This window comes from Leifsonia naganoensis, from assembly GCF_013410615.1.
Lineage (GTDB): Bacteria > Actinomycetota > Actinomycetes > Actinomycetales > Microbacteriaceae > Leifsonia > Leifsonia aquatica.
The window spans coordinates 1199469-1211176 of sequence record NZ_JACCHJ010000001.1 but is presented as its reverse complement, the minus strand read 5'-3'; the positions used below and the strand labels follow the sequence as shown (position 1 = coordinate 1211176).

12 protein-coding genes are annotated in these 11708 nt (G+C 71.3%); 9 read left to right on the top strand and 3 right to left on the bottom strand.

Annotated elements, in window-relative coordinates; genetic code table 11:
- Positions 1-13 precede the first annotated feature (13 nt).
- From HNR14_RS05805 to HNR14_RS05795, 3 genes are read right to left on the bottom strand one after another with little or no spacing between them, the layout of a single operon-like run.
- Positions 14-2176 (bottom strand): alpha-galactosidase, encoded by a 2163-nt coding sequence (locus HNR14_RS05805; protein ID WP_179700274.1) that lies wholly within the window; start codon positions 2174-2176, stop codon positions 14-16.
- Positions 2173-2880 (bottom strand): FadR/GntR family transcriptional regulator, encoded by a 708-nt coding sequence (locus HNR14_RS05800; RefSeq protein WP_179700273.1) that lies wholly within the window; start codon positions 2878-2880, stop codon positions 2173-2175. The genes HNR14_RS05805 and HNR14_RS05800 overlap by 4 nt, the downstream gene beginning before the upstream one ends.
- Complete coding sequence (locus HNR14_RS05795; RefSeq protein ID WP_179700272.1) at positions 2877-4127, bottom strand: mandelate racemase/muconate lactonizing enzyme family protein; 1251 nt, start codon at positions 4125-4127, stop codon at positions 2877-2879. Before HNR14_RS05795 ends, HNR14_RS05800 begins: the two co-directional genes overlap by 4 nt.
- A gap of 77 nt (positions 4128-4204) precedes the next feature.
- Between HNR14_RS05795 and HNR14_RS05790 the strand changes: the two genes are divergently transcribed.
- The 9 genes from HNR14_RS05790 to HNR14_RS05750 all read left to right on the top strand — a co-directional run bounded on the left by HNR14_RS05790 (position 4205) and on the right by HNR14_RS05750 (position 11612).
- The gene (locus HNR14_RS05790) at positions 4205-4945 is read left to right on the top strand and encodes an SDR family NAD(P)-dependent oxidoreductase (protein ID WP_179700271.1); all 741 of its coding nucleotides are present in this window, start codon (positions 4205-4207) and stop codon (positions 4943-4945) included.
- A gap of 150 nt (positions 4946-5095) precedes the next feature.
- Complete coding sequence (gene aqpZ, locus HNR14_RS05785) at positions 5096-5878, top strand: aquaporin Z (RefSeq protein WP_179700270.1); 783 nt, start codon at positions 5096-5098, stop codon at positions 5876-5878.
- Positions 5879-5977: 99 nt separating this feature from the next.
- Positions 5978-6181, top strand: coding sequence for a transcription antiterminator/RNA stability regulator CspE (cspE, locus tag HNR14_RS05780; RefSeq protein ID WP_021760779.1), 204 nt, complete (start codon positions 5978-5980; stop codon positions 6179-6181).
- Positions 6182-6299: 118 nt separating this feature from the next.
- Complete coding sequence (gad, locus tag HNR14_RS05775; protein ID WP_179700269.1) at positions 6300-7655, top strand: glutamate decarboxylase; 1356 nt, start codon at positions 6300-6302, stop codon at positions 7653-7655.
- A gap of 58 nt (positions 7656-7713) precedes the next feature.
- Positions 7714-8316 carry a TetR family transcriptional regulator gene (locus HNR14_RS05770; protein ID WP_179700268.1) on the top strand — a complete coding sequence of 201 codons (603 nt, stop codon included), beginning with the start codon at positions 7714-7716 and terminating at the stop codon, positions 8314-8316.
- 85 nt (positions 8317-8401) lie between these two features.
- Complete coding sequence (locus HNR14_RS05765; protein ID WP_246311525.1) at positions 8402-10108, top strand: MDR family MFS transporter; 1707 nt, start codon at positions 8402-8404, stop codon at positions 10106-10108.
- A 115-nt stretch (positions 10109-10223) separates the two neighbouring features.
- Positions 10224-10508, top strand: coding sequence for a hypothetical protein (locus HNR14_RS05760; RefSeq protein ID WP_179700267.1), 285 nt, complete (start codon positions 10224-10226; stop codon positions 10506-10508).
- Between the two features lie 48 nt (positions 10509-10556).
- A complete protein-coding gene (locus HNR14_RS05755; protein WP_179700266.1) occupies positions 10557-10958 on the top strand; it encodes an SRPBCC family protein in 402 nt (133 codons plus the stop codon).
- Between the two features lie 96 nt (positions 10959-11054).
- Entirely contained in the window at positions 11055-11612 is a 558-nt protein-coding gene (locus HNR14_RS05750; protein ID WP_179700265.1) for a dihydrofolate reductase family protein, read from the top strand.
- Positions 11613-11708 lie beyond the last annotated feature (96 nt).

The window sequence follows — 11708 nt, the reverse complement described above, 5'->3', positions numbered from 1 at the left end:
CGCCGGAGCTCGATCAGAGCCCGCGGCTGAACCGCAGCACCACCGCCGACGGCGCATCGAGCGCGATCGTGAGGGTGCCGGCGTCGAGCGACACGGTCGCTGACGAGTCGGCCGGGAAGACGCGCTCGATCCGAACGGGCTCGTCGCCGGTTACACCCGCCAGCAGCCGCGCCGCGGGAAGCTCGAGCACGTCGGGGGAGGCCGCGTCCCGCCGCCAGACCGTGAGATACGCCTCCTCTGCTCCGACGAGTCCGGCCGCCGCCCAGGCGTCCTCCCACCCGGGCAGACCGATCGGCCACGTCGGGTGCAGCCGGCCGAGGGATCCGCGGACGCGCTTATGGGCCGCCACGTACTCGCGCAGGCGGGCGAACTCCGTCTCGTCCAGCCGATCGAGGTGGCCGGAGAGGATGGGCCGGGCGAGCACGCTGTTGGCGAGCGTGACGGTCGCGACGCCCGGCGACATCCCGTGCTCGGGGTACGACCAGACGCCCGCCTGCTCCGGCGGCACCAGGGTGGTCGCCGAGGCGGCCACGGGGACGCAGCGCAGCGCGTCCTGCTGGTCGCTCGTCGAGAGGAGCGCGAAGTGCGAGACGGTGCGCCAGTCGGCGCGCATGCCGCCCGAGGCGCAGTCCTCCACGATCAGCCGGGGGTGCCGGGTGTGGAGGCCGTCGATCCAGTCCAGATACGCCGCCGTCGCGTCGTAGAGGCCGGCGCCGGGGCTGTCGGCGCCCTGGTCCGTGCCCGGCTCGGGGTCGATGTTGTAGTCGAACTTCACGTAGCCGATGCCGTGGTCGGCGATCAGGCGGTCGAGCACCCCGTCCATCCGCTCGATCACGGCCGGGTGACGGAAGTCGAGCTGGTACCGGCCGTTGTCCACCAGCCGCACGCCGTGCCGGGTGTAGAACGCGGCGTCCGGCAGCTCACGGGCCACGGGGCTGTTCACCCCGACGACCTCGGGCTCGAGCCACAGGCCGGGCGTCATGCCGGCGTCGCGGATGGCGTCCATGACGCGGTCGAAGCCGCCGGGGAAGCGGCGGGTGGAGGCGACCCAGCCGCCCACGGTGTCCCACCAGCCCTGCTCGTCCGTGTACCAGCCGGCGTCCACCACGAAGATCTCGGCCCCCGCGCGTCCGGCGGCGTCGATGAGGGGCAGCAGCTTCTCGGTGGTCGGGTCGGCCATGAGGGTGTTCATGTAGTCGTTGAAGATCAGCGGGAGGCCCTCGTCGCCCGCGTACGGCCGCCGGTCGGCCCGGCGGTGCGCGGTCAGTCGCGCGAGCGCGCCCTCGAAGCCGTCGGCGGAGACCGCGATCGTCGTCACCGGAGTGGTGAAGGAGGCGCCGTCGGACAGCCGAACGGACCAGTTGTGGTCGGTGTCGCCGGGGCCCGAGGCGACCAGCCCCAGGGTCCCGAGCGGCGCGCTGCCGAGCGGATCGGCCCCGCCGTTCTGGGCGAGCTGCCACCGCCAGCCGCCGTTCGACTCCACCTGCCAGAGCAGGGTGCGGCCGTCGGGCGCTTCGAGGGCGCCCATCGGCACGTGCGCGCCCGTCGACCAGGTGCCGCGTCCCGCGAGGGCGATGCAGCCGCGCGGGCGAGCGCCGCCGTGCGCGGCCATCGCGACATCCGGCTCGCCGAGCTCGGTGAAGGTGCCGCTGCGCCACCGGCCCTCCGCGAGCCAGTCGCTGTCCGCGAGGTGGATGCGCGTGTCGGCGACGCCCCACGAGCCGTCGTCGAGGGCGGCGCTGCTGACGAACAGGACCACCGTGGGCTCCGGGCCGTCGTCGGCGATGCGCACCGAGGAGGAGACCGTGCCGGATCCGGGGCGCATGGCGTAGCGGACCGACACGGTGAGGGTCGAGAGCGGATCGCGCAGCTCGATCTCGAGCGCGGCGATGCCGTCGGCGACGGTCGAGCTGTGCCGCACATAGCGCAGGTCGCCGCCGAGGTCGGTGTGGTCGAAGCGCGGGCCCGACGGCTTGCTCCGCTGCGCCGTGACGATCTCCACGAGCGGGAGGGCGATCTCGAACGGGGCAGGACGCCGCGCCGGATCCTCCGGGCCGAACGACACGAGACGCGTGCGCCCGTCGGCGTCGACGGCGACGATCAGGCGGAGGGCGGCATCGCCCCAGCTGATCTCGGTCGCTCGGTCGATCTGCGTCGTGCGGTCGATCTCGGTCACAGGGAGTCCTCCTCGGGGGCGGGGCCGTCGAGCACGACCTCGAGCATGGCGGCGGCGGCGGCCTCCGCATCGCCGTCTCGGAGCGCATCCAGAACGATCACGTGGCGGGCGGCGTCGGTGGCGAGGTCGACGGAGCTGCGACCGTCGTCCTGCTGAATGGCGAACGCGATGCGCAGCACATCGCCCACGAGCGCGCCGAAGCGCACCAGGAGGGGATTGTGGCTGGCGACGAACACGGCCTGATGGAAGGCTGCATCCCACTCGGGATACGCGGCTCGGTCGTGCACGGCGGCGGTCAGCTCGCGCGCGGCGCGCTCCAGATCGGCGAGCTCGGCCAGCGTCGCGCGCTGCGCGGCCAGACGGGCGGCCTCCGGTTCGATGACGCGGCGGAGCTCGACGAGCGCCGCCATCAGGTCCTCGCCGGAGCCCTCCGCGTGCGCCCAGCGCCACAGGTCGGAGTCGAACACGTCCCACTCCGGTCGCGGCCGGACGACCGTCCCGGTCTTCCGGCGGATCTCGATCAGCCCCTTGCCGGCGAGCACCGCCATCGCACCGCGGACGGTGGTGCGGCTGACGCCGTGCGCGGTGCACAGGTCGTCCTCGCGGGGGAGGACCTCGCCCGACGGGCGGCGGCCCGACACGATGTCGCGGCCGACGGACTCGGCGACGACATCCTGCCGGCTGCGGGAGGCGCTCGCCGTCATCGGGACGCTCCGCGCACTCCGACCGCTTCGGGCTCCGACGACTCCGTGGTCTCCCCTTCCGGCGCCTTCAGCCCGGTGCCGGCGAAGAGCAGCTCGCCGTCGACCCGGATCTCCACGCTCCTCCGGTAGACGGAGAGCGCGCCCAGGTCGACCTCCACGCCCAGTCCGGGTGCGTCGGGAGCACGCAGCTCGCCGTCGACGATCGGCAGGTAGTCGCGGGTGAGGTCGACGGCCAGGCGGCGCGGCTCCGCCGGGTACTCGCAGATGCGGTGATCCCGGAGGCCGGCGAACGGCTGCAGGGACGCCGACAGCGCGAGATGCGTCGTGAAGGTGTGGTTGACGAAGGTCGCGCCCGCCCGGTCGGCGTAGAGCGCGGCGCGGTGGGCCGGCCCGATGCCGCCGATGCGGCCGGTGTCCACCTGCAGGTAGCCGACGTGGCCGTAGTCCAGGAGGGTGCGGGCGAGCGCTTCGCTGTGCGCGGCCTCGCCTCCCGCCACCCGCACCGAGCCGGATCGGCTCGCGGCGGCGGAGAGGGCGGCGTACGCGCCGTACTCGGCGCCTTCGAACGGCTCCTCGATCCAGGTCGCCCCGACATCCTCGAGGGCGGCGAGGCGTGCTTCGGCCGCCTCGACGTCGCCGCCCCACACCTGGCCCGCGTCGACCAGCAGCAGCCCGTCGGAGCCGATGCCCTCGCGGGCGGCGTGGAGCTGGTCCGCATCCGCAGCGACCGAGCCCTCCCCGAAGCCCGCCCAGCCGTACTTCACGGCGCGGAACCCGCGGGCGACGAGCTCCCGCCCCTTCTCCAGGGTCTCCTGCGGCGTCGCGCCGAACAGCGCGGAGGCGTACGGCGTCTTGGCGTACGAGTGCTCGAAGCCGAGCAGGCGCCACACCGGCTCCTCGCGCAGCCGGCCGAGCAGGTCCCAGAGCGCGATCTCGATGCCCGAGAAGGTGTGCGCCGCCTGGAGCAGGTCCATGCTGTTGCGCCGCACGAGCGCCGCGATCCGGTCGATGTCGGCGGGGGAGTCGAGGCGCTCGCCGAGCACCGAGTCGGCGACCGGCAGGCACGCCCCGTGCGATCGCGGCGTGACGAACGCGGCGATGGAGGTCAGCGGCGAGGCCTCGCACTCGCCCCAGCCCACGTGCCCGCCCGCGGTGACGCGCACCACGAGGGCGTCCTGGCTGCCGTCGGCGTCGAGGGTGACCTCGGGCATCGCGACGTAGAAGAAGTCGACACTGTCGATGCGCATGGCGCTCCCTTCGATTTTTTAGATCATACCTTTAACAGCGACAGGTATGATCTGAAAATCCGATCGAGGGAGAAGACATGGGCGAGACGACCCGCGCGGCGCTGATCACGGGAGGCGCTGGAGGCATCGGCGCCGCGATCGCCGAGCGCCTGCGCGCGCAGGGCGCGGCGGTCTGGATCGCCGACCGCGACGAGGCCGCCGTGTGCGAGACCGCGCGACGCCTCGGGGCGATCCCGCTCGTCCTGGACGTCTCGTCGCCGGAGAGCCTGAACGACGCGGCCGCGCGCCTCCCGGAGACTCTGGACGTGCTGGTCGCGTCCGCCGCCGTCGCGGGCGGCCCCGGGCTCTCCGCGGAGACCGTGCGTGCCGTCCTCGACGTCAACGTCGCGGGAGTCGCCGCGATCGTCGAGGCCGCCCTCCCGGCTCTGCGCCGATCGGCCGCACCCCGCGTCCTGACCATCGGCTCGGTGCAGGCGACCCGTGCCGGTGGCGGATCGCCCGCCTACGTCGCGAGCAAGGGTGCGGTGCACGCCCTCACGCGCGCGCTCGCCGTCGACCTGGCCCTCGACGGCATCCTGGTGAACGCGCTCGCGCCCGGCTTCGTCGACACCGCAATGGCGCTCCTCCCCGACGGCACGAGCGAGTACGACACCGACTGGTTCCAGGAGGTCTACGTCGGCCACGGCGGCGTCCCGCTCCGTCGCCCGGCGCGCCCCGAGGAGGTCGCGGCCGCCGCCGACTTCTTCCTCTCTCCCGCGAACACCTACGTCACGGGCGCCGTGCTGGCCGTCGACGGAGGGCTCACGGCGGCGCTGTGAACGTCGGCTGAGCCGGGTCCGGCTGGCCCAGCGGTCACGGTCGGCCCGTGACGCTCCGTCATATTCGCTGCGTGTTGCCGGTGCGTTCGCTACGTTGACCGTGGGAGTCTCCTCCCGATCGTCTCGAGATCACACCCGCCAAGGAGAGCCATGTCCGAAACCGTCCCTCCCGCCACCGTCTCGGCGGCGCCCACCGCTCCCGTCGCACCGACCGTCGGCGCACGCCTCGCCGCCGAGGTCGCCGGCACCTTCGTCCTCGTCTTCGGCGTCATCGGCACCGCGATCTACGCGGCCGGTTTCAGCGGAGGCGACGGCGGGCTGAACGTCGGGTTCCTCGGCGTCGCGCTCGCGCTCGGCCTCAGTGTCGTCGTCTCGGCCTACGCGTTCGGACCGGTCTCGGGCGGCCACTTCAACCCGGCCGTTACCCTCGGCCTGGCGATCGCCGGCCGGTTCGGCTGGAAGGACGTCGTCTCCTACATCGTCGCCCAGATCGTCGGCGGCATCATCGCCACCTCCCTCCTCGTCGCCATCGCGGCGGGCGCACCGAACGGCTTCCTCGCCGCTGCGCAGAAGGGCGGCTTCGCCTCCACCGGCTGGGGAGAGCTCTCACCGGGCGGATTCCCGCTCATCTCGTCACTGCTGATCGAGATCATCACGACGGCCGTGTTCGTCTACGTGATCCTCGGCGTGACCAGCTCCCGCGCGGCCGACGGCTTCGGCCCGCTCGCGATCGGCCTCACGCTGACGCTGCTCGCGCTCATCACCATCCCGGTCTCGAACGCGTCGTTCAACCCCGCCCGTTCCATCGCGACGGCGATCTACGGAGGGCCCACCGCACTCGGCCAGCTGTGGCTCTCGATCGTCGCCCCGATCGTGGGAGCGCTCATCGCCGGCGCAACATCGCGACTTCTCTTCGACAGAACCAAGGCGTAAAACCGGCTTTTCGCGTATCCTGGACATCGCGCTTTCCGTAAGCAGCTCCGGAACGGTTCCGGCGGCGTCGGTCATCGCAGATTGAAAGAAGAAAAAACGATGGCAACTGGCACCGTCAAGTGGTTCAACTCCGAAAAGGGCTTCGGCTTCATCGCCCCGGACGACGGCTCGGCCGACGTGTTCGCTCACTACAGCGAGATCACGGGCAACGGCTTCCGCAACCTCGAAGAGAACCAGAAGGTCGAGTTCGAGGTGACGCAGGGCAACAAGGGCCCGCAGGCCTCCAACATCCGCGCTCTCTGAGCCTCCCCGAAGCGCCCCGTCCGATTCGTCTGGCGGGGCGCTTCGTGTTTCCCGGAGGCGGTCGCTGCCCTCGTCCCGTGCGTTGCCGCGCCTCGGTGCCGCCGTTAGCATCGGCCCCATGACGCCTCAACGATTCGTCCCCGAAGGCTCCACCACACCGGCGTACACCGGGAGGCTGTCGCGGCAGAGCCCGCCCGACCGGCTCCCCGCCGAGCCGACCGACCCGGACGGCGTCTACCGCCTCATCCACGACGAACTGCTGCTCGACGGCAGCTCCCGCCTCAACCTCGCCACCTTCGTGACGACGTGGATGGAGCCGCAGGCCGAGATCCTGATGGCGGAGTCGTTCGACAAGAACATGATCGACAAGGACGAATACCCGTCCACGGCCGCCATCGAGCGCCGCTGCGTCTCCATCGTCTCCGACCTCTTCCACGCCGAGCCCGGGGAGCCGACCGGCGCCTCCACCGTCGGCTCGAGCGAAGCGGTCATGCTCGCCGGCCTCGCGCTCAAGTGGCGCTGGCGCGCCCGGCGCGGGCTGACCTCCGGCGGCACGCCGAACCTCGTCCTCGGCTCGAACGTGCAGGTCGTGTGGGAGAAGTTCTGCCGCTACTTCGAGGTGGAGCCGCGCTATCTCCCCATGGAGAAGGGGCGCTACGTCATCACGCCCGAGCAGGTCCGGGACGCGGTCGACGAGGACACGATCGGCGTCGTCGGCATCCTGGGCACGACCTTCACGGGCGAGCTGGAGCCGATCGCCGAGATCTGCCAGGTGCTCGACACCCTCGCCGACTCGGGCGGGCCGGACGTCCCCGTTCACGTGGATGCGGCCAGCGGCGGCTTCGTCGTGCCGTTCCTGCACCCGGACCTGGAGTGGGACTTCCGGCTGCCGCGCGTGGTCTCGATCAACGTGAGCGGTCACAAGTACGGGCTGACCTATCCCGGCATCGGCTTCGTCGTCTGGCGCTCGCCCGACCACCTGCCGCCCGAGCTGGTGTTCAACGTGAACTACCTCGGCGGCGAGATGCCGACCTTCACCCTCAACTTCTCCCGCCCCGGAAACCAGGTCATCGGCCAGTACTACAACTTCGTGCGGTTGGGCCGGGGAGGTTTCACCGCGATCATGAGCGCCCTGCGCGACACCGCGGTGCGCATCTCCACCGGGCTGGCGAGGGAGGAGGACCTCCGAGTGCTGACCGACGGCACGGCCATCCCCGTCATCGCGTTCGAGGTGAAGGAGGACGCGCCGTTCACCGTGTTCCAGGTCTCGCACGAGCTGCGTGCCCGCGGCTGGCAGGTGCCGGCGTACACGATGCCGGCGAACGCGGAAGATGTCGCGGTGCTGCGCATCGTGGTCCGCGACGGTTTCAGCGCCGAGCTCGGCGACGACCTCGTCGCCGACGTGCGCGCGGTGTGCGCCGAGCTGCGCACCGGCGACCCCAGCCGCATCCCGAAGACCGCGTTCTCGCACTAGCCGCAGGGCACTCCCGCTCACATTGCACTATCAGCTTGAGGGTGCAAGATTGCACTTCGTGAGCGAGAGTGCAATGTCGACGCGAGAGCGTCGCAAGGAGGAGACCGCCCGCGGTCTGCGCGAGGCGGCCCGTCGGCTGACCATCGAGCGCGGACTCGCCGGGTTCACGGTCGAGGAGCTCTGCGAGGAGGTCGGCGTCTCCCGCCGCACCCTCTTCAACTACTACGCGTCCAAAGAGAACGCGGTCATCGGCATCCCCGTCGACCTCGACGAGTCCGGAGCCGCCGAGCGGTTCCTCGCCGAGGGCCCGCGGGGCATCGAGCACCTCCTCGACGACCTGATCGCCCTCAACCTCGCGCGCTGGGACTACGGCGGGCTGACGGTCGACGACATCCGTGAGCTCATCAAGGCCGTCGATCGCGAGCCGCGGCTCGCCGCCCACATGCTCAAACTGGCCGGCGAAGGCGAGCGGGAGGACATCCTCCTCGTCGAGCGCCGCGAAGGTCTCGCATCGGGCGACCTGCGAGCGGCGGCTGCCGTCCAGCTCGCCGGCGGCCTCCTGCGAGCCAGCGTCGAGGAGTTCTTCCGCCCCGAGGGCTCGGACGAGCTCCCCGCTATCATCCGCCGCCGCATCGACGCCGTCCGCGAGCTCTTCGCCTGACGCTCGCCTGACGCCCGCCCCCTGATCACGCCCCACGGCACCACCTGCATCCCACCCCCGCACCACCCGAGAACGAACGGACCCCATGACCGCCATCGCGCCTGCGCCGCTGCTGCTGACCAAGCGGCGCATCTGGATCATCTTCAGCGCACTGATCGCCGGGATGCTGCTCAGCAGCCTCGACCAGACGATCGTCTCCACCGCCATGCCGACCATCGTCGGCGACCTCGGCGGCGTCGAGCACCAGGTGTGGATCACCACCGCGTACATCCTCGCCACCACCATCGTGATGCCGGTCTACGGCAAGCTCGGCGACGTGCTGGGCCGCCGGTGGCTGTTCATCGCCGCCATCGCGATCTTCACCGCGGCCTCCATCGGCTGCGCGTTCGCGGGCGACTTCTGGACCTTCGTGGTGTTCCGCGCCATGCAGGGCCTCGGCGGCGGCGGTCTGATGATCCTGTCGCAGGCGATCATCGCCGACATCGTGCCCGCCAACGAGCGCGGCAAGTACCTCGGCCCGCTCGGCGCCATCTTCGGCCTCTCCGCCGTCGCCGGTCCGCTGCTCGGCGGCTTCTTCGTCGACCACCTGACCTGGCAGTGGGCGTTCTACATCAACATCCCGGTCGGCATCGCCGCGCTCGTCATCGCCCTGTTCGCGCTGACCCTGCCGAGCAAGCGCGCGACCAACCCCATCGACATCCTCGGCATCCTCTTCCTGTCGATCGCCACGACCTGCCTCATCTTCTTCACCGACTTCGGCGGCGATAAGGACCACGGCTGGGGCTCCTTCGCGACCTGGGCGTGGGGCATCGGGATGCTCCTCGCGGCTGTCGCGTTCGTGATCGCCGAGGCGCGCGCCAAGGACCCGATCATCCCGCTCAGCCTGTTCAAGAACCCGATCTTCATCAACGCGACCGCCATCGGTCTCGCGCTCGGCATCGGGATGTTCGCCGCCATCGGCTTCGTGCCGACCTTCCTGCAGATGTCGTCCGGCACCTCCGCGGCCGCCTCCGGCCTGCTGATGATCCCGATGATGGTCGGCCTGATCGGCACCTCGATCGTGTCGGGCATGGCCATCACGAAGACCGGCAAGTACAAGCTCTACCCGATCCTCGGCACGATCATCACCGGCATCGCCATGGTCTGCATGACGACGCTGGCCGCCTCCACCCCGATCTGGCTCATCTGCGTCTACCTGTTCATCTTCGGCGCCGGTCTCGGCCTGATCATGCAGGTCGTCGTGCTGGTGGTGCAGAACGCGGTCCCCGCCGCGCAGATCGGCACCGCGACCTCCACGAACAACTACTTCCGCGAGGTCGGCGCCGCGCTCGGCACCGCCGTGTTCGGCACGCTGTTCACCACCCGGCTGAGCGAGAACCTGAAGGACGTGTTCACCCAGGCCGGAGCCTCGCCGTCCGACGCGGCCGGCGCGACGGCGACGCTGAGCCCGGAGGCGCTGAACAAGCTCCCGGAGGCCGTGCACACCGGCGTCGTGAACGCCTACGCGGACGCGCTCGCCCCGGTGTTCTGGTACCTCGTGCCGTTCATCGCGGTCGCGCTCATCCTCGCCCTCTTCCTCAAGCAGATCCCGCTGTCGGACCAGGCCGGGCTCGTGGCCCGCGGCGAGGCCATCAGCGGCGAGGAGGCGGAACGCCTCGAGGCCGAGCAGCGCGGCGGCCGGGTGACCGCGGGTGCGGGTGCTGGTTCTGCCAGCGGTAGTGGAGGTGGGGGTCCCGCCGGACCGGGTGCCGGAGGCGCGAACGTCGCGCCGCCCACCGAACCGGAGGCCTGACTCACCGCGAGACGCCGTTCCGCTCCTGCCGGAACGGCGTTTCGCGTACCCGGGGCGCCTAACGCGCTGCCTTGCTGTGCCGATAGTGGCCCAGTACCCGAAGAGAAGGACCCCCATGGACGCCGACCCGACTCCCGCCCAGCTCCGCCGCGATCCCGTGGACGACGTCCCGGTCGTCGCCGACCCGTCCCACCTCTCGCGTACCGAGCGCAACCCGTACTGGCGCGAATTCTGGATCAGCGCGGTCGTCGCGGCGCCGGCCGGTGTCATCTCCGGCGCCGTGGAGGTGAGCCGGGACACGCCTCCGGTCGACGCGATCCTCGGCGGCTCGATCGTGTTCCTCGCGGTGACGCTCATCACCCCGCTCATCCGACACGCGGTCCTTCGCCGCTCGCGCTGATCGCGCGCGGCCTAGACGCCGGGCCGCGACGGGTCGAGCATGGTCGGCATGAGCGGTCTCACCGTCGACCGGCACATCCCGGCCCCTCCCGAGCGCGTCTGGCGTGCGCTCACCGATCCCGCCGAGCTCGCGACCTGGTTCTGGCCACCGCGCTTCGAGACCGTCGTCGAGCTGGATGCGCGCGAGGGCGGAGCGCTCCGCATCGCGTCCGGTCCGGCGGCGATGGCCGTGACCGGCACGGTGACCGCCGTCGACCACGGGCACGGGCTCTCCACCACCTGGCGCTGGGACGGCGAGGACGTCGAGACGCGTGTCACCATCGCGCTCACCCCGGACGCTGACGGCACGCGCGTCACCGTGCGGCACGACGGCTTCGCGGACGGGGACGCGGCCACCGAGCACGTCCGCGGCTGGAACGACTGCCTCGACCGCCTGCCGGGCGTGCTCTGACAAATGGATGCCCCGGGCCTGACGCCCGGCTGAGTACTGTCCTAAGCTGTTCGGCAGTGGACGGGCCTGCCCGTCGGCCGGCCGGAAGGGGATGCCATGGGGACCATCGCAGTGCACGAGTTCGTCTCGCTCGACGGGGTCTTCCAGGATCCGAGCTGGACCGCCGAGTACGGCTTCGATCCCGCGATGGGCGACGACATCGGCCGCATCACGCGCTCGGCCGACGCCATCCTGCTCGGCCGGCGCACCTTCGAGATGTTCGCCCCGGCGTGGTCGACGCGCACCGCGGCCGACGACCCCGGCGCCCCGTTCTTCAACGACTCCACGAAGGCCGTCGTCAGCAGCACCCTGGACGACGCGGCCACCGAGGCGGCGTGGGGCAACTCGCGGTCGCTCGGCGCCTACGACGCCGACCGCATCCGCGAGTACAAGGACAGCGTCTCCGGCGGCCTCTACATCAGCGGCAGCGGCACCCTCGTGCGCGCGCTGCTCGCCGACGGACTGGTCGACTCGCTCCACCTCTTCGTCTACCCGGTCGTGCTCGGCACCGGTGCGCGACTCTTCCCCGACGGCTCGGCACCGGCGAAGCTGCGCCTGCGGCACTCGGAGGCCTACGACAACGGCGTGCTGCACCTGCACTACTCGCCCGCCTGAAACACCTCGCCCGACGCCGGATTGCGGTCACGACATGACCGCAAGTCCGCATAGCGTCGGGAGAGTCCACTCCTCCGGACACGTACGTCGGAGGCC

Bases quoted from the DNA above. Each gene is read 5' to 3' on its own strand.
- cspE (WP_021760779.1), top strand. From the start codon at position 5,978: ATGGCAACTGGCACCGTCAAGTGGTTCAACTCCGAAAAGGGCTTCGGC.
- aqpZ (WP_179700270.1), top strand. From the start codon at position 5,096: ATGTCCGAAACCGTCCCTCCCGCCACCGTCTCGGCGGCGCCCACCGCT.
- HNR14_RS05765 (WP_246311525.1), top strand. From the start codon at position 8,402: ATGACCGCCATCGCGCCTGCGCCGCTGCTGCTGACCAAGCGGCGCATC.
- HNR14_RS05795 (WP_179700272.1), bottom strand. From the start codon at position 4,127: ATGCGCATCGACAGTGTCGACTTCTTCTACGTCGCGATGCCCGAGGTC.
- gad (WP_179700269.1), top strand. From the start codon at position 6,300: ATGACGCCTCAACGATTCGTCCCCGAAGGCTCCACCACACCGGCGTAC.
- HNR14_RS05790 (WP_179700271.1), top strand. From the start codon at position 4,205: ATGGGCGAGACGACCCGCGCGGCGCTGATCACGGGAGGCGCTGGAGGC.
- HNR14_RS05800 (WP_179700273.1), bottom strand. From the start codon at position 2,880: ATGACGGCGAGCGCCTCCCGCAGCCGGCAGGATGTCGTCGCCGAGTCC.
- HNR14_RS05760 (WP_179700267.1), top strand. From the start codon at position 10,224: ATGGACGCCGACCCGACTCCCGCCCAGCTCCGCCGCGATCCCGTGGAC.
- HNR14_RS05755 (WP_179700266.1), top strand. From the start codon at position 10,557: ATGAGCGGTCTCACCGTCGACCGGCACATCCCGGCCCCTCCCGAGCGC.
- HNR14_RS05750 (WP_179700265.1), top strand. From the start codon at position 11,055: ATGGGGACCATCGCAGTGCACGAGTTCGTCTCGCTCGACGGGGTCTTC.